Source organism: Luteimonas salinisoli (assembly GCF_013425525.1).
GTDB classification, from domain to species: Bacteria; Pseudomonadota; Gammaproteobacteria; order Xanthomonadales; family Xanthomonadaceae; genus Luteimonas; species Luteimonas salinisoli.
Genome location: NZ_JACCKA010000005.1, coordinates 14615 through 39618 on the forward strand (window position 1 = coordinate 14615; position 25004 = coordinate 39618).

The following is a 25004-nucleotide window of genomic DNA, read 5'->3' on the forward strand; positions in this document are numbered from 1 at the left end:
GACGTTGCCGCCGACCACGGAGCGCACGGTGTCCCGACCCGATCATGTCGCGCTGATGGCGCGCTACAACCGCTGGATGAACGAACGGCTGTACCGCGCCGCGGCCGCGCTGCCGGCGGCGGAGCTGGCGCGCGACCGCGGCGCGTTCTTCGGCTCGATCCTCGGTACCCTCAACCACCTGCTGGTCGCCGACCTGATCTGGCTGCGGCGTTTCGGCGCCGCGCCCGGGGCGCACCCGCTGCTGGCGCAGCTGCAGTCGATGCCGGTACCACCGACGCTGGACGCGACGCTGTTCGACCGCCTCGATGCGCTGGCCGCCGCGCGCGAGCGCATGGACGCGCTGGTCGAGGCCTGGACCGGCGCGCTCGACGAGACCGCGCTGGCGACCCCCCTGCGCTACCGCAACACCGCCGGCAAGACCTTCGAGCGCGAGACGTTCGGCCTGCTGATGCATCTGTTCAACCACCAGACCCACCATCGCGGCCAGGTCACCACGCTGCTGTCGCAGGCCGGCGTGGACATGGGCGTGACCGACCTGCTGGCGCTGCTGCCGGTGGCGGACGCGCCGGCCGCGGACGACGGCACGCACCCGCACTGATCCGCGGCGGGGTTCAGTGCGCAGGGGCGCCGGCGGCGTCTCCGAGGCGACGGTCGAGCCAGCCCAACACGCGCTCGAGCACGTCGCGCTGGTACTCTCGCTCGCGGAACCAGTGCGGTTCGCGCGGGTAGCGCACCATTTCCACCGGGGTGCCGTTGAAGCGCAGCGCGCCGTACAGCATCTCGCCCTGCGACAGCGGCACCCGCGCGTCCTCCTCGCCGTGCAGGATCAACATCGGCACGCGGACGCGACCGGCGTGGCGGATCGGCGAATGGGCGTCGTAGACGGTGCGTTCCGCCAGCGGGTCGCCGAAGTAGCCGGGCAGGTAGTCCGGGGTGTCGGTGCTCAGCGCCATCGCGCCGATGTCGGTCACGCCGGCGCCGACGATCGCGGTGCGGAAGCGGTCGCTGTGCGCCACCGCCCAGGCGGAGAGATAACCGCCGTAGCTCCAGCCGCCGATCGCCACCCGCTCCGGGTCGGCGATGCCCTCGCCGATGACCAGGTCGAGTCCGTCGAGCACGTCCTGGAAGTCGCCGCCGCCCCAGTCGGCGCGCGCCAGCCGCGCGAACTCCGGCCCCTGCCCCTCCGAGCCGCGCGGGTTGGGCAGCAGCACCGCATAGCCGTGCGCAGCCAGCAGCTGCGCCCACTCGTGCCAGGAGCCGAGCCAGCCGGACCACCACGCCCACGCGGGACCGCCGTGGATCTGCACCAGCGTCGGCAGCGGCCCGTCGCCGGGGCGCCAGGCCGGCGGCAGGACCAGCACGCCGTGGATCTCGCGGCCGTCGCGGGAGCTGCGCCAGGAGAGTTCGCGCAACCGCCCGCGCGCCCAGCCGGCGACCTGCGGGTTGTGGTCGCTCAGCGCGCGGCGGGTGGCGCCGTCCAGCAGCCAGACATCGCCGGGGCGCGCATCGCCCATGCCGACGAAGGCGATGCGGCCGTCGCGGGCGAGGTCGAACTCCGGCGCGGACGCCTGCACGTCGGCGATCTCGTCCCACTCGCCGCTGGCGGCATCCACACGCAGGAAGCGCGCGCGGACCCCGCGCAGGCCCTGGGCCACCAGGGCGGCGTCGCCGTCCCAGCGCGCACCCCACAGGGTGCCGGGCCAATCGGCGGCGAGTTCGACGCGGCGATCGCTGTCGAGATCGTGGACCACCGGCTGCGCGGTCATGCCGTACCGGCCGAGCACCCCGTAGAGCAGCCGCCGGCCGTCCGGCGACCACTGCGGCGGCGCCGCGGACGCACGTCCGTGCAGGGTGCGCAGGTGGCGGCCGTCGCCGGCATCGACCAGGACGATGCGCGAGCGATACCAGTAGTCGTTGAGGCCGGTCTCGTCCGAGACGCGCAGCGCCAGGCGGCGCCCGTCCGGCGACCAGGCGACCTCGTGCACCTGCAGGCCGGGAGCGGTCAGCGCGCGCGGCGGGCCGCCGGCGAGCTCCTGCAGCCACAGGCGCGCGTAGCGCCCGGCGCGGTGCACTTCCACCGGATCGTCCCCGCTTTCGCGTCGCCGCCGCTCGGCGGCGGTTTCCGGCTCGGTCGCCAGGTACGCCAGCCTGCGGCCATCGGGCGACCAGGCGAATCCGGTCACTCCGCCGGGCGCCGCGGTCAGGCGGGTCGCGGCCTCGCCGTCCGCGTCCACGCGCCAGACCTGCGCCGCCGGTGGCGCATCGTCCCCGGCCTGCGCCGTCGCGGTATGGGCCCGGTCGGAGAGGAACGCCAGCGCATCCCCGCGCGGCGACCAGGACGGGCCATGGTCGCTGGCGTCGTCGGGCGCCGGCAGTTCGCGCGGGGCCGCGCCATCCTCGAGGGTGCTGCGCCAGATCCGCCGACGCGGCGGCCGGCCCTCGGGTTGCGGCGTGATCACCACCCAGGCCAGGCGTTCGCCTGCCGGGCCGAAACGCGGGTCGGTCACCTGGCGCAGGTCGACCAGGTCGGCGGCGTCGAAATCCGCGGCGCCCGCCGCGCCGCAGGCGAGCAGCAGCGGCAGCATCCACCGCGCCAGCAGCCACCCCCGCGTTCCGCGGAGCAGCGGACCGGCCGCCCGCCGGGCGGGCTCAGCGCGCATCGCCAGGCGGCACGCCTGCGCGCGCTGCATCGCTGGAGCCATCCTCATCCTCCCCCGTGAAAAACCGCCTGCGCAGCCAGTCGGCGCTCTCGGCGATCGCGCGCCGCGCCAGCGGCGCGGCCGACATCGCCTCGAGGAAGCTGTGCGCCGCGCCAGGATAGCCGTGCAACGTGGCCTCGCCACCCGCGGCCTGCAGGCGCCGGGCCAGCTCCACGCTCTGGCCGTACAGCAGGTCGCGTTCGGCCGCCACCAGCAGGGCCGGCGGCAGCCCGTGCAGCGCGGCGCGCAGCGGCGCGGCCAGCGGATCCACCCGCGCCAAGTCGTGCGGGCCGAGGTAGTCGCGCCAGTAGCCGTCCATCTCCGCGGCGGTCAGCATCGCGCCTTCCGCACCGCGCTCTGCGCGGTCGCCCTCCGGCATCAGCGGGTCGTAGCCGCCGTAGTTGAGCAGCAGCGCACGCAGGTCGTCGGCAGTGCCGGCATCGCGCTGCCGCAGCGCGGTGGCCAACGCCATGTTGGCGCCCACCGAATCGCCGCCCAGGGCGATGCGTGCGCGGTCGACGCCGAGCCCGGCGGCGGCGGCGCGCAACCACGCGAGCGCCTCGCCGATCTGGTCCAGCGCCACCGGGAACCGGTGCTCCGGGGCCAGCGCGTAGTCGACCCCGAGCACCGCGACGCCGGCGGCCGCGGCGTATTCGCGCATCAGCCGGTCGTGGGTGTCGATGCTGAACATGCACCAGCCGCCGCCGTGGAGGTAGAGCAGCACCGGCAGCGGCCCCGCCGGCGCCGCGGGCAGGTACAAGCGCAGGCGGAGCGCACCGACCGCGGAGGCGAGTTCGACTTCGCGGGTGACGGCGATCGTCGGGCCGCCGGCGCGCCAGGGTGCGCGCACCCGCTCGGCGATCGCGCGCGCGGCGGCGCGATCCACCGGGCCGGCGCCACGCAGCCGCGCCGACTCGCGCATCACCGCATCGGTGAAGCGGCGCACGTCGCGATCGAGTCCATCCTCGTCCGCGCTCACGCGGGCTCGTCCCCACCGCTGCCGCGGGTGTCGAACGCGCGCATCCAGCGCACCAGCGCATCCTCGCCGGTGGCGGCCAGACCCTGCAGGATCTGCCCGAAATCGTGCGCGGCCTCGTCCTGGCCGAGCTTGAAGCTGGCGCGCACCTCGACGATCTCGCCGCGCAGCGCGGTCACGCCGGTGGCGAGCCGGGCATAGCGCGCGCCCATCTCCCCCAGGCGCCAGGCGCCGGCGTGGCCGGCTTCCATCTGCGCCACCAGCGCCTGCAGTTCGGCGTCGATGTCGTCCGGCGCCTCGCTCAGAGCGATGCGTAGCGCGAACGCGGCCGCGGCGTAGTTCCAGGTCGGCGCCTGGGTGCGGTCGTCGAGCCAGCGCGGCGAGACGTAGGCGTGCGGGCCGAGCACCAGCGCATGCGCATGCGGATCCCGGCGCAGCCGCGCCACGTGCGGATTGCGCCGCGCCAGGTGGCCGCGCAGCGCCACCAGCGAGCCGTCTCGACCGCGTTCGGCACGCAGCGGCAGCGGCGTGAACGCCGCATCGTCGCCGCCGGGCGAAATCAGCCAGGCCAGCGGCTGGGCCGCCAGCAGGTCGGCCAGGTCGCGCTGCGAGCGCGCGGCGTAGCGCTGGTCGCGGACGTGGCCCATCAGGCCGCTTCCTGCACCGCCAGCGGCCAGCGATCGTGCCACGGCGCGGCCGCCTCGAGTTCGTAGGCCAGCGCCAGCAGGGACTCCTCGTTTCCGCGGTCGGCGGCGAACTGCACGCCCAGCGGCAGACCCTCGGCGCTGGTGGCCAGCGGCAGCGAGATCGCCGGGGTACCGGCCAGGTTCTGCAGCGGGGTGTACGCCATCCAGTCGAACACCGCCTCCAGCAGCGCCTCGAACGGCCGGTCGGGCGCCAGCGTGCCGAGCAGCGGCGGCGGGGTCCGCACCACCGGGGTCAGCAGCACGTCCCAGTGGCGGTGGAAGCCGGCGAACGTCACCGGCAGCGCGCCCAGCGCGGCGAACGCGCGCTCGATGGCGTCGGTGCCGCAATGCGCGTGGTGCCAGTACGCCAGCTCCTGCGTCCACGGCTCCAGGGTGCGCGCCGCCTCCGCCGCACCGATGCGCGCGACGGTACGTTCGACGCTGTCGGCGGCCAGCTGCGACCACAGCGTGCGCAGCGCCTCGGCGACCGCTTCGGTCTGCACCGGCAGGCGCACCGCCTCCACCGTATGGCCGAGCCGTGCGCACAGCGCGGCGGCGGCGGACAGCGCCTCCGCCACCTCCGGGTGCGGCGCGGCTCCGCGCAGGCTCGTTGCCGCCACGGCGATGCGCAGCCGCCGCGGCGATGCTTCCGCCACCGGAGCCGACGGCACCGGCCGACAGACCGAGTACGCCCAGGCGACGTCGCGCACGCTGCGCGCCAGCAGGCCGTCGCCGACCAGCAGGTCCTCGAGCAGGTGCGGCGCGCGCGCGCGGACCGCGCCGCCGCGCCCGGGCTTGAGGCCGACCACGCCGCAGCACGCGGCGGGCATCCGGATCGAACCGGCACCGTCGCTGCCGTGCGCCAGCGGCACGATGCCGGCCGCCACCGCGGCCGCGGCGCCGCCGCTGGAACCGCCCGGCGAGTGCGCCGCCGACCAGGGATTGCGGGTGACCGGGCCGGCCAGCGGTTCGGTCGAGGGCAGCAGGCCGAACTCCGGCATCGCGCTCTTGCCGATCGCCACCAGCCCCTGCGCGCCGAGCCGGCGCGCGAACTCCGGCGCGCGGGCCGCGGGCGCGTCGCCGGTGCTGCGCGAGCCGCCGCGGGTCGGCATGCCGGACATGTCCAGCGAGTCCTTGGCCAGCCACGGCACCCCGGCGAACGGTGCGCCGGCCGCCAGCGACGCGGCGGCGGCACGCGCGGCGTCGAAAGCGCGGTGGCTGAGCGCCCCCAGCGCCGGGTCGAGCCGCTGCGCGCGCAGGATCGCCGCTTCCACCAGTTCCGCCGGCGACAGGTCCCCGGCACGGACCTGCGCGGCCTGCGCATGGGCATCCAGCCGGCCCAGCGCCATCGCCTGCGCGAACGGCATGCCGTGCGACGGCTCCGGCGCCGCGGCGGGAGATGCCGCCATGCTCAGAACCGCCAGTGCGCGGTGACGCCGAACGTGCGCGGGCGGACGATGCCCTGGCCCAGACCATTGGCCTCGGGCACGGTGCGGGTCACGCCGCGCTCGTCGAACAGGTTGCTGCCGAACAGGGTGACGTCGGTGTTGCCGAAACTCAGGCGCAGGCGCAGGTCGACCAGGTGGTAGTCGCCCTGCTCGTTCGGCGCCACGCCGGGCACCGCGGAGTTGAGATCGCTGATGCCCTCGGACAGGTACTGGTGGGCGAGCATCAGGGTCGGGTACCAGCCGCCATCGAAGCGCCAGGTCGCGGTATTGCTCACCGACCAGTCGGCCGAGCCCGGCAGTCGCGATCCCTCCGGGGCGGTGCCGTACCAGAGGATGAACAGGTCCTCCTCCAGCCGCGCCTGCTGCCAGGTCACCGCGCTGTGCAGGTCGAACGCCGCGTTGGGCCGCCACGCCGCCGCGACCTCGATGCCGCGACTGCTGGCCTCGCCGCCGTTGGCGGCGTAGTTGAAGTTGTCGGGAGTCTGCAGCCGCAGCTGGATGTCGCTCCAGTCCACGTAGAAGGCGGTGGCGTCGAGCAGCAGGCGGTTGTCGAGCCAGGCGGTGCGCACGCCGAGCTCGTAGTTGGTGAGCTCGTCGCTGCCGGAGCCATCGGGGATCGGGTATTCGCTCAGGCCCGGGGTATTGGGCGTGCCGAAGCGGAAGCCCTCGGAAACCAGCCCATAGACCATCAGGTCCTCGCGCGGGGTCCAGGTGAGCGCCGCCTTGGGGTTGAAGCCGCTCTCCTCGGTGCGCGAGGTCGACACGCGCGGTGCTCCGGGATAGGTCCCGAAGCCGACCTCGGTGGAGGTCTCCTCGACCTCGGTGCGGAACGCACGGCCGCCCAGGGTGAGTTTCCAGCTGGAATTGAAGTGCACAGAGGCCTCGCCGAACACCGCCCGCTCGCGGCCGTCGAGATCGGTGTAGAAGGCGTTGAAGACCTCGCCGTCCGGTGCGATCACCGCGCCGCTGCCCGGCCCGTACAGCGGCGAGCGGTCGAACGCGCCGGCCGCGCCGGCCGCGCCGAGCTGTTCGTACAGGGCCTTCTCGGTGTCGAACAGCATCGCCCCGACCAGCCATTCGAAACGCTGGCCGGAGGGCGAGGCCAGGCGCAGCTCGATACTGCGCCCCTCGCTGTCGCCGCCGGAATTGATGTAGAGCGGCTCGGTCAGGTCGAGATCGAGGTCGGCGTTATAGAACGGCCGGTACGGGGTGAAGTCGAAGCGCCAGTCCTGCGATTTGTCCTGCCAGGCGGCCAGCGCGGTGAATCCGGCCCAGCCGAAGTCGTGGTCCAGGCGCAGGCTGTGCACGGTGATGTCCGTGTCGGTGTATTCCGGAATCGCGGTGTCGCGGACCAGGTCGCCGAGCTCGGGCATCCGGTAGGCGTTGTCGTCCGAGTCGATCTGCTGGAACAGGCTGAGCCAGGACAGCGTGGTGGCCTCGCCCGGCGTGAGCACCGCCGAGAGCCGGCCGCCGCCGATGCTGGCGTCGTTGGCGCCATCGACCCCGGTGCCGACGTTGTCGATGTAGCCGGGGTCCTCGCGGTAGTTCACCACTGCGCGCACGGCGAACACGTCCTCGGCCAGCGGCAGGTTGACCATCGCCTTGCCGCTGACGCCGACGTCGGCGTTGCGGGTCTTGCTGACGGTGCTTTCCAGCGCCGCGTCGAAACCACCGGCGTCGGCGGTGTTGGCGATGTAGTTGACCGCGCCGCCCATCGAGGCCGAGCCGAACAGCGTGCCCTGCGGCCCGCGCAGCACCTCGACGCGGTTGAGGTCGAAGGTGTCGATGTCGGGCACGGCGATGGTCCAGCCCGGCTCGGTCAGCGGCACGTCGTTGAGAAAGTAGCCGGTGGTGGTCTGGCCCTGCACGTTGCCGGCACTGGTGGCGATGCCGCGCACCACCACGTGCGAGACGCCCGGCTGGTAGCTGTTGAACACCACGCCCGGGGTGCGCTGCACGTAGTCGGCCAGGCCCTGGGCGCCGCTGTCGCGCAGCTGCTGGCCGGTCACCGCGGAGACCGCGCCGGAGACTTCGCGCACCGATTCCTCGCGCTTGCCGGCGGTGACGACGATGCGGTCGAGGGTCACCGCGTCGCCGGCCTCCGCGGCCGGGGCCGGGGCCGGCGTGGACTGCGCCATGGCCGGCGCGGCGGCCAGCAGGCCCAGCCAGCAGCACACGGCCAGGCTGAGCGGATGGACGGCAGGTGTCTTCATGGTTCGGTTCCCCCTTGTTGCGGCAGGCGGCGCTGCGGAGCTGGAAGGGTCTGCGCCGGATCGCCGATGCAGGCACGTGGCGTTTTCATCAGAGATGACCGGCGCCACCCTGTCCACCGCCGCACCTGCCCGCCCACCCTGCGGCAAGTCGTTGACGGGAGGCGATTTTTCGTCGGACGGGCGGCGCGATCCTGCGCCCTTGCAGGGCGAATAACGCAGGATGTCCGGTGCGCAGGGCGCAATTCCACAGGATCTGCGGCGCCGCTGCGGGAGCCGCGCCGGCCGCCAGGGCCTAGACTCTCGGGACCGCGTCCCGCCCCGGATCCCGATGCCGCCCCGCAGTCTCGACCGCACCGACCTGAAGATCCTCAACGTGTTGCAGCAGGACGCGCGCATCACCAACCAGGCGCTCGCCGACAAGGTGGCGCTGTCGCCCAGCGCCTGCCTGAGCCGGGTGCGCGCCCTGGAGGCGGGGGGCCTGATCAACGGCTATCGCGCGCACGTGGCGGTGGACCGGATCCGCTCGGCCACCATCGTGCTGGCCCAGGTGTCCTTCAAGGACCACGCGCTCGACGGCTTCAGCGCGTTCGACCGGCGCATCCTCGCCATGCCCGAGGTGGTGGAGGCCTCGCGGGTGAGCGGCGCCTACGACTACATGCTGCGGGTGATCGTCAACGACGTGCACGAATGGAAGGACATCGCGCGGATCCTGCTGGGCGGCGACTACGGCGTGGAGAAGATCGTCTCGCACTTCCTGATGGACGAGGTCAAGCCGTTCAGCGGCTACCCGCTGGCGCCCAAGCCGACCCGCGCCTGAGGAGGGTCCGCCGCCGCGCTTCCTGCCGGCACGCGAGCGCTAGGCGGGGACCGGCGCATCCGCCTCGATCAGCTGCTCGGCCTTCGGTTCAGCCCGGAAGTCGCCGGGAATCCGCGCCCGCATCGAGCGCGCGTTCTGCCGCGCCTGCTCGGCGGTGCGCGCGCCGGGCATCGCCACACTGACCGCGGCCGGCGGCGCGGCATCCGCCGCGATCGACGCCGAACCGTCAGTTAGGATCGGCGGCGGCCGGGCCGGAAGCGGCGCCGCCTGCAGGAGGCGCGTCGTCCTCCGGTGCGGCGAGCGCATAGGTGTAGAGGTTATCGTCCAGCCGGACCTCGAGCAGATCCCGGCCACGGCGGTCGATCGGATAGATCTTGCCTTCCCAGCGGGCGGTCAGCGCGGTGATCGGATCCAGGCCGCCCAGCCGGCTGCCGGACAGGTGCACCCGCACGCGGTCGTCGGGGTAGGACACCCGCACCGAACTGAAGTAGGTGGCGTACTGTCCGCTGGACATCGCCCGATAGGAGCCGCTCGCGTTGGGATGGGCCACCAGGAAAGCGAACTGCCTGTCGAAATCGATGGCCGAGAAATCCGGCTCGATGTCGTGGCGGCGCAGCTGCCGGGGGCCGGACATCGCCTCCAGCGCGTCGGCGTGGACGACCGGGAAGAACTCGATGTCCGAGTAGACCGGCATCGCATCGGGGTCCGCCATGCCGCCGGTGGCCAGGATGGCGCGGGCCACGTCGGCACCGCCGAGTGCGGGACGACGGCCGATCTCGAAGTCGCTGACCGCGGCCACTTCCTGCGGCTCCGGTTCTCGCGTGTCTTCGCAGCCCGGCACCAGCGCCATGGCGAGTACGGCCGCCGCCAGCGGCCACGTCTTCCCTGTCGTCATTCCGTGAACTCCTTGTCTGGGCTTTTCCGGAGCGGGATTTTCGTATACGACGGAACGAAACAGAAGCCGCGGCAGCCGGATGCCGCCACTGTAGCGCGGCACGCCGCTTCCGGCACCCTCGGTATCGCGCCCGCGGGCGCTCTTACGGTGTGTACGACCACCGCGCCGTAGGAGCGCGCGATGCGCGCGAGGCCGTGAGCAGTCCGTCGTCCAGCAATTGCGGTGAAGCCCCACGCCTGGATCAGGCCCTCCTCGCGCATCTTCGTCAGCGCCGGCATCGCGCTTTTCGCGGCTTCGGCGAAGCGCTGTCCCCACGCATGCCCAGGTCCTGTTCGTTGTCCGGCGACAGGTCGTGGATGAAGAGGACGTCGATGCGCGGAATCCCGAGCGGGGCGCGGTGACCGTCACGTCATCTGCGCGCGGCGACCTGCCGGCGGCATGCGCATCAGCGGCGGCGTGGTCCGCCGGCCGACGGCCGCCGCCAATCCGGCGTAGCCCGCCAGGCCTCGACCAGGAACTCGACGAAGGCGCGTGCCTTGGCCGGTACGTAGCGGCGCGCCGGCATCACCGCGTGCACGTCGAGGCCGGGCATGTCCCAGTCCGGCAGCACCGTCTCCAGCTCCCCGCTGGCCAATGCATCGGCGACGGCGAAGGCAGGGATGCGGGCGATGCCCGCGCCGGCGATCGCGGCGGCCTTCAGCGCGAGGCTGGAGTTGGCGTCCAGGCGGGCGCCCAGGGCGACGCGCACCACGTCACCGGCGCGCATGAACTCCCAGGTGCGGCCGCTCACGGCGAGGCTGAAGTGCAGGCAGTCGTGCCCACCCAGCTCGTCCGGCCGCAGCGGCCGCCCGGCACGGTCGAGGTAGGCCGGCGCCGCGCACAGCACCACCTGGCTGCGCGCGATGCGCCGCGCGACCAGGCTCGAATCCTCCAGCCGGCCGAGGCGGATCGCCAGGTCGAAACCCGCCTGCACCGGGTCGATCTGGCGGTCGTCGAACTGCAGGTCGAGGGTCACCTGCCGATGGCGCGCCAGGAACGCGGCCGCGTGCGGGGCGACGTGCAGCAGGCCGAAGGTCATCGGTACCGTCACCCGCAACCGCCCCTGCGGCTCGCGCTCGCTGCCGGCCACCGCGTCCTCGGCCGCGCGCGCTTCGGCGAACGCGGTCTGCGCGTGCCGCAGGTACAGCTGCCCCGCCTCGGTCAGGCTGAGCCGGCGCGTGGTCCGATGCAGCAGGCGGGTGCCGAGCCGGCGCTCCAGGGCCGAGACCTGCTTGCTGACCGCGGCCTTCGACAAGCCCAGCGCATCGGCCGCGCGCACGAAGCTGCCCAGCTCGGCCACGCGGACGAAGGCGAGCAGGCCGGGCAGGTCGGGGGTGGGCAGTCGCGCCTGCGGGATTGTTGACATGGGTAAACAGTCTAGCCACTCCGGGGCCGATTATCCGCGCGCCTGCGGACTCTAGCCTGCAGGACATCCCATCCCGGAGCGCCTGCGATGAACATCGCCACCCAACGCATGATCCTCACCCTCGCCACCGGCGTGCTGATCGGCGGCGGCTACATCGTCGGCAAGCAGCTGCTGGTGCAGGGCTTTTCGCCGATCGCCGTCTCCTTCGTCCAGGTCGCCGGCGCCACGCTTCTGCTGCAGACCGCACTGCATGCGCGCGGGCTGCGCCCGCCCACCGACCGGCGCACGCTGCGTTTCTTCGCAATCGCCGCGACGATCGCGGTGATCGGTTCCACGCTGCTCGGCAACTGGGTCCTGGCGCGGATCCCGGCCGGCATCTTCACCCTGCTGGTGACCCTGTCGCCGCTGTTCACCTCGCTGTTGAACGCCGCGGTCGACCGCCGCCTGCCCACCGCTTCCGCACTGGCCGGCACCCTGCTCGGCCTGGCGGGCGTGGCGCTGGTGCTGGTGCCGCGGGCGCAGGCGGTGGACGCCGAGCAGGCCGTGGCGCTCGCCATCGCCGTGGCCGTGCCGGTGCTGCTGGCGGCGGGCAACGTCTATCGCGCACGGCACTGGCCGCACGGCGTGCCCGCGCCGGTGGTCTCGGCCGGAACCCTGGGCGTGCAGGCGCTGATGCTGCTGCCGCTGTTCGCCGCCCTGCACGACGGGGCCGATCTCGTCCGGCTGGGCAGCGTGTGGCCGCTGCTGGGGCTGATGGTGCTGATCACCGTGGCCGCCAACGTCAGCGCCGCCTACCTGCAGCGGGTGGCCGACAGCGTCGCCTTCAGCCAGATCGGCTATGTGATCGCGCTGACCGGCCTGGGCCTGGGCGCGCTGCTGTTCGGCGAGCGCCTGGGCTGGCTGTTCCTGCCGGCGCTGGTGCTGGTGTTCTCCGGGATCGTCCTGGTCAACCGCCCCGTGCGCGCGCCCGCGCCGGACCGCGCCGACACGCAGGGCCTGGAGCGGATCGGGGCCTCGGCACGGTAGCGCAGGTGGCGGGCGGCACGTCGCGGCACCCGTCCGCCCCCACGGGGCGCCCGGGCCGGTCGCGGTGAGCAGGGCGGACCTGGCGGATAGGCAACCGGATCCATCACTGCGGCCGCTGGAAGCGCCTGCGCGCCCGTTCGACCTTGGTTCTGATGACGCAGCCGTCGACGTGGTCGTTGACCAGCCCCATCGCCTGCATGAAGGCGTACACCGTGGTCGGCCCGACGAACTTCCAACCCTGCCTTTTCAACTCCTTCGACAGGGCGATCGATTCGCTGGACGTGGATGCGCTCTGGGGCTCCCGGCGCGCATCGGGGGCGGGTTCGTAGCGCCAGATGAAGGCGGCCAGCGAGCCCTCGCGCTGGACCAGCCGTTCGGCTTGCCGAGCGTTGTTGATGACGGCCTCGATCTTGCCGCGATGGCGCACGATGCCTTGGTCCTCGAGCAAGCGGTCGACGTCGCGGTCGGTATAGCGTGCGACCCTGCCGAAGTCGAAGCCGTCGAAAGCGGCGCGGAAGTTGTCGCGCTTGACCAGGATGGTGCGCCAGCTCAATCCCGACTGGAATCCTTCCAGGCTCAGCTTTTCGAACAGGCGGCGATCGTCGTCCACCGGAAAGCCCCACTCCCTGTCGTGGTAGTCCAGGAATTCCGCTGCGGCGGCGCACCAGCGGCAGCGCTCTTTCCCATCCGTTCCCGCGATCGTCGCGCTCATGTGGTTTCCCGCTTGGAGATTGCGATGGTCGGCACGCTCAGCCGAGGAATGCCAGGCGTTCATCGGCTTTCGAGACGGAAAGCTCGAAGATCTCCGCGCGCACGACGTCCTCCACCACGAACGGATCTTCGTCCACCCGCTTCCGGAGATCGGACAGGGTCGTGTCGTGGGCCAGGATCGCGCCTCCCGTCCCCGGCTGGAGGCTGCCGGCGAGCAGGAATACGCCATCATCGAAGCCGCGCCCGAGCCATGCATTGTGGCCCTGCAGGAACTGGCTGGTCCGCGCCTTGTGGGTTGAGAACTTCAGCAACACGATGAACATCCGTCCCGGTCTCCCGTCTATCGTCTATCGTCTATCGTCTGGCGTTGCCCGAGGACGGCGGAGTTCCGTCCTTCCGCAACGGTTTCCTGCCTCGGGCGGGCCCTGATCGCACGGCTTCCGGCCTTGCCGCTTGCGGGCGGGACTGCCCCGGTCGCCGGCCGGCGCCCCCGTCCGACCCGGCTTCCTGCACGCACGCATCGAGCCAGCGACACATGTCCCTGACTTCGCTGGCGACGAATGCTTCGTCGCCGATGGCGCTGGCGACCATGGCCACGCCCTGGCTGCGGGCGAGCAGGTGCAACGCCAGCGCGTCGGCATCCTTCCCGCGGGCCAATCGCTCGAACTGCCGGCGCAGCCAGGCATGAAACAGGGCGAACAGCGCGTTCGCGTCCGCCTGCGACGGATGGCCCAACCTGGCCAGCTCGGTGCACAGCGTACCGATCGGGCAGCCATGCCGCATGATCTTGGCCCGGTTGACGATCAGGATGCCGATGAAGCTGCGGATGCGGTCCGCGGGATGCGCGCTTTCGGCCTCCCACCGGCCCAGCAGCGCGCGTGCGTCTTCCAGCCGCAGGTCGATCACGGCGGCCAGGATGTCGTCCTTCGATCTGAAGTGATGGTAGAAGTTGCCGCGCGAAATGCACACGGCGCTGGCGATGTCCGCGAACGAGGTGTGCTGGTAGCCCTGGCGGTAGAACAGGCCGTCGGCCGCCTCGACGATCAGGTCGCGCGTGGTCTTGTTGCCCATGCAGTCGTTTGCCGGTGGCGAGCGTTGCGGACAATGATTAGGACAATCGTCCTAATTCGTCAAGCCGGCGAGCCGACAACGGCGGCGGCGCCCGGTTCGGTATGGGATCGGCGCGCCCGGCGCGCTACGGCATCGAGGCCAGCACCGTCACCGGCAGGTCGCGGCTGCCGATGGCCTGATTACCGCTGTGGTCCTCGCCGAAGGCGCGGATGATGTAGTCGCCCGGCGGCAGGTCGGAGGGCTGCCAATGCGATACCGCCAGTTCGTCGGCGCGCACGCGATTGCTGGCCACGTACAGGAACCGCGTGCGGGCGGCGCCGTGCACGGTGATGCCGCTGTTGGCGGCGTAGGCGACCTTCACCGCATCCGGATGCGCGGGCATGCGCGAGAAATCGAGGTTCATCGCCGGCGCCGCCAGGCCCGGCAGCATGCTGCCGTCGGCCGCCAGCACCTGGTAGCCGACGCGGTGCAGGCCGAGGCGACGGCGGGCGAGATTGTCGTTCACCTGATCCCAGGCATCGACCACGACCTGCACCCCGCCGCCGTCCTGCGGCACCAGCACGCGGCCGTTCTCGCGGCGGTCGAGCGGCTGGTCGCGCTCGTCGAGCAGGAACACGCCGTCGATCCGCGGCGGCACGCTGTCGACGAAATTGCGCAGGCCCAGCCGGATCGCGTTGTGCTGGTAGCCGTAGGGACCGACGATCAGATGCACGTGCGCCTGCGCGTTGACCGTGCCCAGGACATCGCCGGCGGCGAAGCGGGTGCCGCGCGGGACGCGCACCCGCTCCGGACGGCCGTCCTCGTCGGCGAGGATCTGGAACCTGTCCGGATCGAGATTGCGCCCCTGCGGCGTGCGTCCGACGCGCATGTGCACATAGGCCAGCTCGCCGACCGCCATGCCTTCGGCCTGGCCGCCGAAACTCCACGCCGCCAGCGGCGTGGCGACCTTGCCGTCGGCGATGGCGAGCACCCGGGCGCCGACGTCGCCGCGGATGTCCAGACCGTTGTGCAGATGGTTGCGGCTCTCGCCGCGAAAGTTGCCGCGCACCTCGCCGAGGGTGCCGACCACCTCGTGCCAGCCGTCCTGCGGTGCCAGCGGCCAGCGCTGGCCGGTGTCGGGCAGTGCGCGCCCGGGCGCCGGCCCGACCGGGCCGTCGGCGGCGTCGCCGGCCCGCGGCGCCAGCCGGTGCAGGCGATGACCTGCGGCATCGGCCAGCAGGAGGCTGCCGTCGGGCTCCAGCCACAGCGCCGACGGCCGCGCGAACCATGGCGCAGGCTCGCCGCCGGCCAGCACGCGGGCACGGCCGTCGCCGGTCAGCTGCAGCACGCGGCCCGGCGAGAGTTCGGCGACGTAGAGATGCCCGTCATGGGTCGCCGCCAGCGCCAGCGGACGGCCGAAGCCGTCGCGCTCTTCTTCCCGCCATTCCCATGGCGAAGGCCGCCAGGTGTCGACGGCGCCATCCGGGTCGATGCGCCGCAGGGCGCGGTTGCCGGTATCGGCGACCCAGACGGTGCCGTCGCCGGCCACCGCGAGTGCCGCCGGCGTGTCGAAACGCGCCTGCCCGCCCCAGCCGTTGCGGAACCCGGGCCGGTCCCCGCCGGCGACGGTGCGCACCTGCCCGTCGGGCTCGATCACGCGGATGCGGTCGTTCCAGGTATCGGCGACGTAGACCCGGCCGGTCGCGTCGAGCGCCACGCCCATCGGCGCATGGAAGCGCGCCTGCGCCGCCGCGCCGTCGCGGAATCCGGGCGTGCCTTCGCCGGCCAGCGTGCTCACCAGGCCGTCCGCGGAGATCCGGCGGATCGCGTGGTTGCCGGTATCGGCCACGTAGAGATTGCCGGCCGCGTCCACCGCCAGCGCCGACGGCGTGTGGAAGGCCGCCGCCGCGCCGCGACCGTCGGCGAAACCCTCCTCGCCACCGGCGAACGGATGCAGGCTGCCGTCGGGCGCGATCCGGCGGATGCGGTTGGCCTCGCCGGCGTCGGCGACGAACAGGCTGCCGTCGGGTCCGCGCACCAGGCCCCAGGGTTCGTCGAAGCGCGCCTGCGCCGGGTCGCCGTCGCGCAGGCCGCGATGCCCGTCGCCGGCCAGTGGCACGATCCGCGCCTGCCAGTCGAACGCGGTGGCGGGCGGACCGGGATCGGGCTGCGGCGGATCTCGCATCGGCAGGAGGAAGCTGGCGCCGAGCGCGAGCGCTGTCAGCAGCAGCACCGCCGGCAGCGCGCGCCGCGCCCACCGGCGCGGCGCGCGGCGGCGCCGGTTCAATCCAGCACGCGGCAGAAGACCGCCTTCAGGTACCGCGATTCCTGCACGTCGGCCAGGAACGGATGATCGGCGCCGGCGCCGGACACCTTGAGCACCTGCAAGGTGCGGCCGGCATAGAAGGCGGCGCGGCGCAGCATGTCGAGGAACTGCTCCTCGCTGATCAGGCCGGTGCAAGAGAACGTGGCGAACAGCCCGCCGGGCGCCACCACGCCCAGCGCCAGCTTGTTCATGTCGAGGTATTTCTTCAGCGCCGGGATCACCTGGTCGCGGTCGCGAGTCATCTTGGCCGGGTCCAGCACCACTGCGTCGTAGCGCTCGCCGCTGGCGGCGGCGTCGCGCAGCCAGGGGAAGACGTCGGCCTGCACCCAGCGCGGGCGCACGTCGTTGAGCTTCGCATTGCCGCGGGCGATGTCGAGGACGTCCTGGTCGATGTCGACGCCGGTCACTTCGCTGGCGCCGTGCACCGCGGCATAGATGCCGAAGCCGCCGGTGTTGCAGCACAGGTCGAGCACGCGGCGGCCGGCGACCTGGCCGGCGAACCAGTGGCGGTTGTCGCGCTGGTCGGCGAAGAAGCCGGTCTTGTGCGCGCCGGCGGGATCGGCGCGGAAGCGCACGCCGTGCTCGGCGATGACCGCCGGCTCGACGGTGCCGGTGCCGGCGCTGCTGAACGGACGGCAGTCGAAGCTCTCCTGCTTCTGCACGTGCTCGTCGGCGAAGCCGTAGAAGCGGCAGCCGGGGAACTGCGCGCGCAGCGCTTCGTTGATCCATTCGCGGTGGCGGTACATGCCGGCGCTGAAGTATTCGACCACCAGCAGGTCGGCATAGCGGTCGACCACCAGCCCACTGAGCCCGTCGCCTTCGCTGTGCACCACGCGCCAGGCGTCGGACACGTCGTCCAGGCGCAGGATCTCCCGCCGCAGGCGCACCGCCTCGGCGATCTTCGCCGCGAACCAGCCGGCGTCGATCGCCACGTCCGGATCGCGCTCCAGGATCCGCACCGCGATGCGCGAGTGGCCGTTGTAGAAGCCGCGGCCGATCCATTCGCCGTCGACGCCGGCCACGTCGACGAGGCTGCCCGGCTTGGGACGCTGCACCGGTTTCTCGACCAGCCGCTGGAAGATCCATGGGTGGGTGGAGCGCCAGGCGTTCTTCAGGCGGACGGTGGGCAAGGGCTGGGAAGTCATCGCGGAATTCTACGCTGTAGATGCAGGATGGTCCGGCGTTCGGGAATCGGGAATCGGGAATCGGGTTCCGGGTGCCGGGTGCCGGGGCTTTCGGTTCTCGCGACATAACAGAAGGGCCTCAACACAGTCATCCCGGCGAAAGCCGGCATCCAACGGTTCTCCGGCGCGTCGAAATGGATGCCGGCTTGCGCCGGGATGACGGACAGGAGCGACACGTCGCCGTGCCGGGTGCCGGATACAGCATCCCGGCAGCTCCACCCTTGCATCGCGGCGATCTGTCGCCATCCTCTGGCCCATGCACCTCGACATGCCCGACGCGCCTGCCGATCCGAAGGCGCAAAACGCCGCCGACCGGCGCCGGCTCGCCACCGCGATCAAGCTCAGTCTCGCCTTCGTGGCGCTGCTGGCGGTGATGTTCGGGGTGCAGGGCATGCTCGACTGGCGCGCCTTCGCGATCGCCCCGCATTCGCCGCAGGGCCTGATCGGGGTGCTGACCGCGCCGCTGCTGCACGGCTCGCCCAAGCACCTGATCGCCAACGCGTCGGCACTGCTGGTGCTGGGCACGCTGGCCTTCGCCGTCTACCCGCGGGCCAGCCTGCGCGCGCTGCCGTTGATGTGGCTGGGTGCGGGCCTGGCGGCATGGTGGCTGGGCGATCCGGGCTCGCGCCACCTCGGCGCCAGCGGCGTGACCCATGGACTGATGTTCCTGGTGTTCGTGCTCGGGCTGCTGCGCCGCGACCGGCCGTCGATCGCCGCCGGGATGATCGCGTTCTTCTTCTACGGCGGCATGCTGCTGACGATCCTGCCGCAGGAGCCCGGCGTGTCCTGGCAGTCGCACCTGGGCGGCGCGGTCGGCGGCATCGTCGCCGCGTGGCTGTTCCGGCGCAGCGATCCGCAGGCGCCGCGCCGACGCTACAGCTGGGAGCTCGAGGAAGAGGAGGCGCAGGCGGAGACCGCCGGGCGCGACGACGTGTTCGAACCGCCGTCGCCGCGCGAGGTGCCCGTGCTCTGGCGCCGCGAGCCCGAACCGCGCGGCGCGGTGCTCGAGTTCCCGCGCGCACGCCGCGACCGCGACCGCGACGATCCTTCCCCGTAGGAGCGTGCCATGCACGCGAAAGCCGGCGCGGTTGGCCGACGCCCGGAATCACCGCCCACCCGACCGCAGCCTCCCGCGGCCTTCGCGGCCATGGGCCGCTCCTACGAGAGCAGCGTCCCCTTTGGAAACGTGCCATGCACGCGATCACCGGCGCGGCGGCCGGTGCCCGGGATGGCCGCCAGGCCGATCGGCAGTCGCTGCAGCTGCCGCCAACCCGGCCGCGCGCCTCAGAGGTCGTCCGGCATCGCCGCCAGCTTGCGGCCGATCACCGCGCAATAGTGCAGCGGGTTGCCCTCGATCGAGATGCGATGGCGGTAGCGCTCGAGATGGTAGAGCTGCAGGAACTCGGCGGCCACCAGGCGCTTGATGAACACCGCAAGGCCGCTCTCGTCCGACTGGCCGAGAAAGGTCTCCTTGATGTTGAAGGCGATCCAGCCGCCGTCGGCGATCAGGTTGAAGGCGCGGTGGAACGCCGCCACCGGGATGTCGTCGTAGCCGAGCGCGGCGATCGTGGTCAGGCAGTTGAAGTCCCAGCCGCCGAACTGCTCCATCAGCGCATCGTCGTGACGGCTGAGATCGCCGACGTAATAGGCGTCGTAGATGCCGGGACGGTCGCGCCACAGCGCGTCCTTCGCCGCCTCGGAAATGTCGGCGCCGACCAGGCGCGAGACGCCATAGTGCGCCAGCTCCTCGCCCATCATGCCGTTGCCGGCGCCGAAATCGAGCACCCGCTGGCGGTTGAGGTCGTCGCCGGCCGCCGCCAGCACCTCGTTCATGCGCAAGGCCAGGAACCGCGGCGAATCGCACTTCAGCCGCTCGTAGAAGATCTGCTCGTACAGGCCGGGCAGGCTGTAGATCCGGTCGTAGTCGTGGAAGCGGATGTGCTCGGCGCGGCCGTCCTCGTGGTCGAGGACGAAATAGACGTCGCTCTCGCGCTCGCGACTGAAGTCCAGCTGCGGCAGGCGGATGCGATGGCGTGGGATCTTCGTCATTCGGGTTCCTCGTCTTGAATGTGCGGTGGATGGGGCTAGCGGCGCGCAGCCAGGCGCAGGCCGCGCGGCGTCAGCGCGCGCTCGACCAGTTCGAACGCCCCCTGCGCGGCGAGCGCCAGCAGCGCCGCCGGCACCGCGCCCTCCAGGATCAGGCCGATGTCGTCGAGCCGGATGCCGGCGAGGATCGACTGGCCATAGCCCCCGGCGCCGATCAACGCCCCGAGCGTGGCGGTGCCGACGTTGATCACGGCCGCGGTCTTGATCCCCGCCAGGATGGTGCGCAGCGCCAGCGGCAATTCGATCCGCCACAGCCGCGTCGTCGGCCGCAGGCCGATCGCGGCGGCGGTTTCGCGCAGCTCGCGCGGGATGCCGGTCAGGCCGGCGTGGGTGTTGCGGACGATCGGCAACAGACTGTACAGGAACAATGCGGCGATCGCAGGCCACGCGCCGATGCCGAACAGCGGAATCATGAAGACGAACACCGCCAGCGACGGCAGCGTCTGCAGCAGGCCGGTCAGCGTGAGCACCACCTGGCCGACGCGCGGCCGACGCGCGGCGAACACGCCGAGCGGCAGCGCCACCAGCAGCGCGAGTCCCAGCGAGATACCGACCAGGGCGAGGTGTTCGCGGGTGCGCTGCCACAGCCGCGGCCAGCGGCCGGACGCCTGCGGCGCATCGATGCCGAGCCAGTCCGCGGCGACCGCGGATTCGGCTTCGCGGTCCAGCTTCACCCGCGCGTTGAGGCGCTGCATCGTCTCCGCATCGATGCGCCCGGCCAGGCCCTCCAGCGCCTCGACCCATCCGGGTGCGCGCTGCGCGAGGTCCTCGCGGTAGAGGAACACCGCTTCGTAGCCGGGGAAGTAGCCGCGGTCGTCCTCGAGCACGGCGATGTCGTAGTACGGGATCTCGGCATCGGTGCGGTACAGATCGGTGACGTCGATCGCGCCGCCGGCCAGGCCGCGGTAGGCCAGGTCGTGGTCGAGCCCGTTGGCGTCCTGCGGCAGCCCGTAGGCCGCACGCAGCCCGGGCCAGCCGTCGGCGCGCTGCATGAACTCGTTGCCGAAGCCGAAGCGCAGCCCAGGGTGGCCGCGCAGGTCGCCGATGCTGCGCACGCCCAGCGCGTCGGCGTGCGCGGCGCGCATGCCCAGGGCGTAGCTGTTGTCGAATCCGAGCGGCGCGGTCATGCGGATGCCGCGCCGCGCCAGCTCGGCGCGCAGCGCGTCGATGTCGGCTTCGGGCATGCGCAGCAGCTCCTGCGCCAGGGTGCCGGTGTACTCGGGATAGGCGTCGATCTCGCCGCCGAGCAGCGCGCGCCAGACGATGCGGGTGCCGCCGAGCTGGCGGCGGTGGCGCACCGCGGTGCCGCTCTGGCGGCCCAGCCCGGCGCCGATCTCGCCCAGCACCACCGACTCGGTGAAGTTCTTCGAGCCGATGGTGGCGCTCGCGCCGGCCGCGCCGTCGGGCTGCTGCGCCCATGCGGTCGCGCCGGCGCACAGCAGCAGCAGCGCGAGCAGGCGCCGGATCACGCCGGCGACTCGAGGCTGCGCTGCGCGGTCATGAACGCCCGGACGAACGGCTCGACCGGCGCCTGCAGCAGTTCGCGCGCCGGGCCCTGCTGCACCACGCGGCCGCCGCGCAGCAGCACCAGGGGATCGGCCAGGTAGGCCGCCTCGGCGACGTCGTGGGTCACCAGCACCACGGTCTTGCCCAGGGTGGCGAACAGCTCGCGCATCTGCGCCTGCAGCTCGTGACGGATGATCGGGTCGAGCGCGCCGAGCGGCTCGTCCAGCAGCAGTACCTCCGGATCGAGCATGAGCGCGCGGATCAGGCCGACGCGCTGGCGCTGGCCGCCGGACAGTTCGGCCGGATAGCGCCGCAGCGCGTCCCCGGGCAGCCGGCACAGCGCCGCCAGCTCCTGCACGCGCGCATCGATGCGCGCGCGGCTCCAGCCCAGCGTGCGCGCCAGCAGCGCGACGTTGCCGGCGGCGGTGAGGTGCGGGAACAGTCCGCCCTCCTGGATCACGTAGCCGATCCGCCGCCGCTGTTCGAGCAGCCGCGCGCGCTGCAGCGGCTCGCCGCGGAACAGCACGGTGCCCGCGTCCGGCCATTCCAGGCCGATCAGCATGCGCAGCACGGTGGACTTGCCCGCCCCGCTCGGCCCGATCAGGGCGGTGCTGCGGCCGGCCTCGATGCGCAGGTCGACGTCCTCGAGCGCGACGCTGCTGCCATAGCGCCGGCTGACGTGGCGGAGCTCGAACATCCGGCCACCATAACGCAGTCGCGCCGGCGGGCTCTCCCCCGCGAAGGACCCGGCCGCGGCACGGGACGCCGGCGACCCCGGATGCCGGCCTTCGCGGTGCACTAGAATCGACGGATGCGCACCATCGCCGCCATCGTTGCATGCATCCTGCTGCTCGGCGCCGGTGCAGCGCGGGGAGGCCCGATGCAGGAAGACGTGGACCGGTTGATGCGCGACTACGACGGCGCCGTGCCCGGGGCCGCGGTTCTGGTGCTGCACGACGGCGAAGCGGTGCTGCGCCGCGGCTACGGCCTCGCCGACCTCGAGACCGCCGCGCCGGTCGCCGCCGCCAGCAACTTCCGCCTCGCCTCGCTCACCAAGCAGTTCACCGCCGCGGCGATCCTGCTGCTGGCCGAGGACGGCCGCCTGCGCCTGGACGACCCGGTGCGCCGGTGGCTGCCGACCCTGCCCGAGGCCGCCGATCCGGTCACCCTGCACCACCTGCTCAGCCATACCTCGGGGCTGGTCGACTACGAGGAAGTGATGCCGGAGGGCCCCGCCGCCCAGTTGCGCGACGCCGACGTGCTGAGGCTGCTGGAACAGCACGACCGGCTGTACTTCGCTCCGGGCACCGACTACCGCTACAGCAACAGCGCCTACGCCCTGCTCGCGCTGATCGTCGGCAAGGCCTCCGGGCTCGATTTCGCCGGCTTCCTGCGCGCGCGCGTCTTCGCGCCGCTGGCGATGGACGGCACGGTGGCGTTCGAGGACGGCGTCTCCGCGGTCGCGCGGCGCGCGTACGGCCACAGCCAGGTCGACGGCGCCTGGCGACGCACCGACCAGAGCCCGACCAGCGCCGTGCTCGGCGACGGCGGGATCTACAGCTCGATCGACGACCTGGCGAAATGGGACGCGGCGCTGTACGACGACCGCCTGCTGTCCGAGGCGTCCCGCGCGCTGGCGTTCGCCCCGCAGACCGCCACCGCCACCGGCGAGCCGGACGTCGACGCCTACGGCTACGGCTGGCGCCTGGCCGGCGACATGCTGTGGCATTCCGGCGAGACCATCGGCTTTCGCAACGTCATCCTGCGGTTCCCGCGCCAGCGCCTGACCGTGATCGTGCTGAGCAACCGCAACCATCCCGAGCCCTACCGAACCGCGCGCGCGATCGCGGCGCTGTGGCTCGCACCCGGAAACGACTGACCATGTCCCGAGCGCTGCGCATCGTCCTCGTCCTGGTCGCGCTGGCCGCGATCGCATTCGCGTTGTGGCGCTGCACCCGCCCGGCCTCCGCCCCCGGCCTGCCGGGGACCGGCGCGCCGCTGGCCGACGCCGTGCCGCAGTCGTCCGATCCCGCCGCGCAGCGCATCGAGGCCGACCTGCGGCGCCTGGCCGACGACGCCATGGAAGGCCGCGAGACCGGCACCCGAGGCTACGAGCTGGCCGCATCCTACGTGGCGGCGCGGTTCGCCGACGCCGGGCTGGCACCGGCCGGCGAGAACGGCGGCTATTTCCAGCGCGTGCCGCTGCTCAAGGCGACGGTGGAGGAGGAAGGCGCGCGGCTGGCTGTGGAGCGCGGCGGCCGCACCATCGAGCTGCGTTTCGGCGAGCACTTCCTGCCGTGGGCGAATTTCAACGCGCCGGCGCATGCGTTGGCGGCGCCGGCGGTGTTCGTCGGCCACGCCATCCACGCGCCCGAGATCGGTCACGACGACTTCGACGGCCTGGAGCTGCGCGGCCGCATCGCCGTGGTGCTGCCCGGCGCACCGGAGACCTTCGCACCGCATCTGCGCGCCTACCACTCGGCCCAGCGCGAGAAGCTGCAGGCGCTGGCGGCGCGGGGGGCGGCCGGGGTGGTGTTCGTCTCCACCCCGCAGTCCGAGGCGCGGCTGCCGTGGGCGAGGCTGCGCGCCGGCTGGGACAAGCCGGCGATGCGCCTGCGCCGCGACGACGGCGCCGCGATCGACGGGTTCCCGCAGCTGCAGGCGATCGCCGCGGTGGGGGTGGCCGCCGCCGACTTCATCTTCGCCGACCAGGAGCGCACCGCCGCCGAGCTGTTCGACGCGGCCCGCGCCGGCACCCTGCGCGGCTTCGCGCTGCCCGGCGCCCTGCACCTCGCCGGCCGCACCCGCCACGAGGCGATCGAGTCGCGCAACGTGGTGGCGCGGCTCCCGGGCGGCGATCCCGGGCTCGCCGCCGAACACGTGGTGCACACCGCGCACCTGGACCACGTCGGCATCGGGCCGGCCGACGCCGACGGCGACACCATCAACAACGGCGCGCTCGACAACGCCCTGGGCGTCTCGATCATGCTCGAGACCGCGCGCATCCTGGCGGCCGCGGAGGCCGCGCCGCGGCGCAGCCAGCTGTTCGTCGCCCTCACCGGCGAGGAGCAGGGGCTGCTGGGGGCGCAGTGGTTCGTCGCCCGCCCCACCGTGCCGGGCGAGGGGCTGGTGGCCAACATCAACCTCGACATGCCGGTGCTGATGGCGCCGAGCACCGACGTGGTGGCGATCGGCAGCGAGCATTCGACCCTCGGCGCCGCGGTGGAGACCGCGGCAGCGGAGCTGGACGTGGAGCTGTCGCCGGATCCCTTCCCGGAGGAAGTGGTGTTCGTACGCAGCGATCACTACGCGTTCGTGCGTGCCGGAATCCCCGCGCTCTACCTCGACGGCGGCACCATCTCGGCCGACGGCGAACGCGACCCGAAGCTCGCCCTCACCTATTTCCTGCGCAACTGCTATCACCAGCCCTGCGACGACGCCAGCCAGCCGATCCAGTACGACGACGCGGCGCGACTGGCGCGGCTGAGCGCGGGCGTGGCGACCGTGGTCGGCAACGACGACGCGCGCCCGCGCTGGAACGAGGGCGATTTCTTCGGCGAGCGCTTCGGCGCGGCGGCGGAAGAATCGGCGGAGTAGGCCGGCGGCGAGCGGCGGGAACGACGGGCGCCGAGCCCCTGTAGAGCCGAGCTTGCTCGGCTGTGCGGCTTCCGGAGCCCCTGTAGAGCCGAGCTTGCTCGGCTCCGCTACGCGGGCTCCGGAGCCGGGAGCAGCGGAGCAAGCTCCGCTCTACAGAACCGACCGGCGGCGATGGCAGGGGAGCGTCGTTCAGCCCGGGATCAAGGTGACGGCCGCTATGCTGGCCGGCCGTTGCCCCGAGCCCGCCGTCGATGTCCGTCGCCCGCCTCCCCCTGCTGCGCCCGCTCTGGCTGCTGTCGCTGGCCGCGCTGCTGGCGGCCTGCGGCGGGCGCGACCCGCGGCCGACGCCGGTGCCGCCG

Annotated in this window: 21 protein-coding genes and 2 pseudogenes; 6 read left to right on the forward strand and 17 right to left on the reverse strand. The window is 72.7% G+C overall.

The features are described from left to right. The first annotated feature begins 28 nt into the window (after positions 1-28). Complete coding sequence (locus tag H0E84_RS00435) at positions 29-598, forward strand: DinB family protein (RefSeq protein WP_180676652.1); 570 nt, start codon at positions 29-31, stop codon at positions 596-598. Positions 599-611: 13 nt separating this feature from the next. On the opposite strand, the gene H0E84_RS00440 is transcribed toward H0E84_RS00435, so the two are convergent. From H0E84_RS00440 to H0E84_RS00460, 5 genes are all read right to left on the reverse strand, one after another. Continuing rightward, positions 612-2585, reverse strand: a complete 1974-nt coding sequence (locus H0E84_RS00440) for a S9 family peptidase (RefSeq protein WP_257643984.1) — start codon at positions 2583-2585, stop codon at positions 612-614. A 64-nt stretch (positions 2586-2649) separates the two neighbouring features. Then, positions 2650-3678 (reverse strand): alpha/beta hydrolase fold domain-containing protein, encoded by a 1029-nt coding sequence (locus tag H0E84_RS00445; protein ID WP_180676653.1) that lies wholly within the window; start codon positions 3676-3678, stop codon positions 2650-2652. Next, positions 3675-4322, reverse strand: a complete 648-nt coding sequence (locus H0E84_RS00450; protein ID WP_180676654.1) for an FMN-binding negative transcriptional regulator — start codon at positions 4320-4322, stop codon at positions 3675-3677. The genes H0E84_RS00445 and H0E84_RS00450 overlap by 4 nt, the downstream gene beginning before the upstream one ends. Continuing rightward, positions 4322-5770: an amidase family protein gene (locus H0E84_RS00455; protein WP_180676655.1), complete on the reverse strand. Its 1449-nt coding sequence runs from the start codon at positions 5768-5770 to the stop codon at positions 4322-4324. The genes H0E84_RS00450 and H0E84_RS00455 overlap by 1 nt, the downstream gene beginning before the upstream one ends. 2 nt (positions 5771-5772) lie before the next feature. After that, positions 5773-8022, reverse strand: coding sequence for a TonB-dependent receptor (locus H0E84_RS00460; RefSeq protein WP_180676656.1), 2250 nt, complete (start codon positions 8020-8022; stop codon positions 5773-5775). 328 nt (positions 8023-8350) lie between these two features. Here H0E84_RS00460 and H0E84_RS00465 point away from each other — a divergent pair, with 328 nt between their 5' ends. Next, positions 8351-8839: an Lrp/AsnC family transcriptional regulator gene (locus H0E84_RS00465; RefSeq protein ID WP_180676657.1), complete on the forward strand. Its 489-nt coding sequence runs from the start codon at positions 8351-8353 to the stop codon at positions 8837-8839. A gap of 39 nt (positions 8840-8878) precedes the next feature. On the opposite strand, the pseudogene H0E84_RS20275 reads toward H0E84_RS00465, so the two are convergent. The 4 genes and pseudogenes from H0E84_RS20275 to H0E84_RS00480 form a co-directional block, all read right to left on the reverse strand. After that, positions 8879-9040, reverse strand: a pseudogene (locus H0E84_RS20275) (aldo/keto reductase); the annotation flags it as partial. Between the two features lie 25 nt (positions 9041-9065). Next, positions 9066-9734: a hypothetical protein gene (locus H0E84_RS00470; protein ID WP_180676658.1), complete on the reverse strand. Its 669-nt coding sequence runs from the start codon at positions 9732-9734 to the stop codon at positions 9066-9068. A 224-nt stretch (positions 9735-9958) separates the two neighbouring features. After that, positions 9959-10122, reverse strand: a pseudogene (locus H0E84_RS00475) (aldo/keto reductase); the annotation flags it as partial. A 57-nt stretch (positions 10123-10179) separates the two neighbouring features. Next, positions 10180-11139: a LysR family transcriptional regulator gene (locus H0E84_RS00480; RefSeq protein WP_180676659.1), complete on the reverse strand. Its 960-nt coding sequence runs from the start codon at positions 11137-11139 to the stop codon at positions 10180-10182. A gap of 87 nt (positions 11140-11226) precedes the next feature. On the opposite strand from H0E84_RS00480, the gene H0E84_RS00485 reads away from it, so the two are divergent. Next, on the forward strand, positions 11227-12165 hold the full coding sequence (locus H0E84_RS00485) for a DMT family transporter (RefSeq protein WP_180676660.1): 939 nt from the start codon (positions 11227-11229) through the stop codon (positions 12163-12165). A gap of 103 nt (positions 12166-12268) precedes the next feature. Here H0E84_RS00485 and H0E84_RS00490 read toward each other — a convergent pair whose 3' ends face one another. From H0E84_RS00490 to H0E84_RS00510, 5 genes are all read right to left on the reverse strand, one after another. Next, the gene (locus H0E84_RS00490) at positions 12269-12877 is read right to left on the reverse strand and encodes a DNA-3-methyladenine glycosylase I (protein ID WP_180676661.1); all 609 of its coding nucleotides are present in this window, start codon (positions 12875-12877) and stop codon (positions 12269-12271) included. A gap of 37 nt (positions 12878-12914) precedes the next feature. Next, entirely contained in the window at positions 12915-13199 is a 285-nt protein-coding gene (locus H0E84_RS00495) for a YciI family protein (RefSeq protein WP_180676662.1), read from the reverse strand. Positions 13200-13230: 31 nt separating this feature from the next. After that, positions 13231-13947, reverse strand: coding sequence for a TetR/AcrR family transcriptional regulator (locus H0E84_RS00500; RefSeq protein WP_180676663.1), 717 nt, complete (start codon positions 13945-13947; stop codon positions 13231-13233). A gap of 124 nt (positions 13948-14071) precedes the next feature. Next, on the reverse strand, positions 14072-16213 hold the full coding sequence (locus H0E84_RS00505; RefSeq protein ID WP_257643985.1) for a gluconolaconase: 2142 nt from the start codon (positions 16211-16213) through the stop codon (positions 14072-14074). Further along, complete coding sequence (locus H0E84_RS00510) at positions 16210-17397, reverse strand: class I SAM-dependent rRNA methyltransferase (RefSeq protein ID WP_180676664.1); 1188 nt, start codon at positions 17395-17397, stop codon at positions 16210-16212. The genes H0E84_RS00505 and H0E84_RS00510 overlap by 4 nt, the downstream gene beginning before the upstream one ends. 295 nt (positions 17398-17692) lie before the next feature. Here H0E84_RS00510 and H0E84_RS00515 point away from each other — a divergent pair, with 295 nt between their 5' ends. After that, positions 17693-18493 (forward strand): rhomboid family intramembrane serine protease, encoded by an 801-nt coding sequence (locus H0E84_RS00515; protein WP_180676665.1) that lies wholly within the window; start codon positions 17693-17695, stop codon positions 18491-18493. Between the two features lie 227 nt (positions 18494-18720). On the opposite strand, the gene H0E84_RS00520 is transcribed toward H0E84_RS00515, so the two are convergent. From H0E84_RS00520 to H0E84_RS00530, 3 genes are read right to left on the reverse strand one after another with little or no spacing between them, the layout of a single operon-like run. Continuing rightward, positions 18721-19485 (reverse strand): methyltransferase domain-containing protein, encoded by a 765-nt coding sequence (locus H0E84_RS00520; RefSeq protein ID WP_180676666.1) that lies wholly within the window; start codon positions 19483-19485, stop codon positions 18721-18723. Between the two features lie 35 nt (positions 19486-19520). Then, positions 19521-20990 (reverse strand): ABC transporter permease/substrate-binding protein, encoded by a 1470-nt coding sequence (locus tag H0E84_RS00525; protein WP_425600438.1) that lies wholly within the window; start codon positions 20988-20990, stop codon positions 19521-19523. 17 nt (positions 20991-21007) lie between these two features. After that, on the reverse strand, positions 21008-21745 hold the full coding sequence (locus H0E84_RS00530) for an ATP-binding cassette domain-containing protein (RefSeq protein WP_180676668.1): 738 nt from the start codon (positions 21743-21745) through the stop codon (positions 21008-21010). 114 nt (positions 21746-21859) lie between these two features. Between H0E84_RS00530 and H0E84_RS00535 the strand changes: the two genes are divergently transcribed. After that, positions 21860-22927 (forward strand): serine hydrolase domain-containing protein, encoded by a 1068-nt coding sequence (locus H0E84_RS00535; protein WP_180676669.1) that lies wholly within the window; start codon positions 21860-21862, stop codon positions 22925-22927. A 2-nt stretch (positions 22928-22929) separates the two neighbouring features. Further along, a complete protein-coding gene (locus H0E84_RS00540) occupies positions 22930-24645 on the forward strand; it encodes a M28 family peptidase (protein ID WP_180676670.1) in 1716 nt (571 codons plus the stop codon). The last annotated feature ends 359 nt before the right edge of the window (positions 24646-25004 follow it).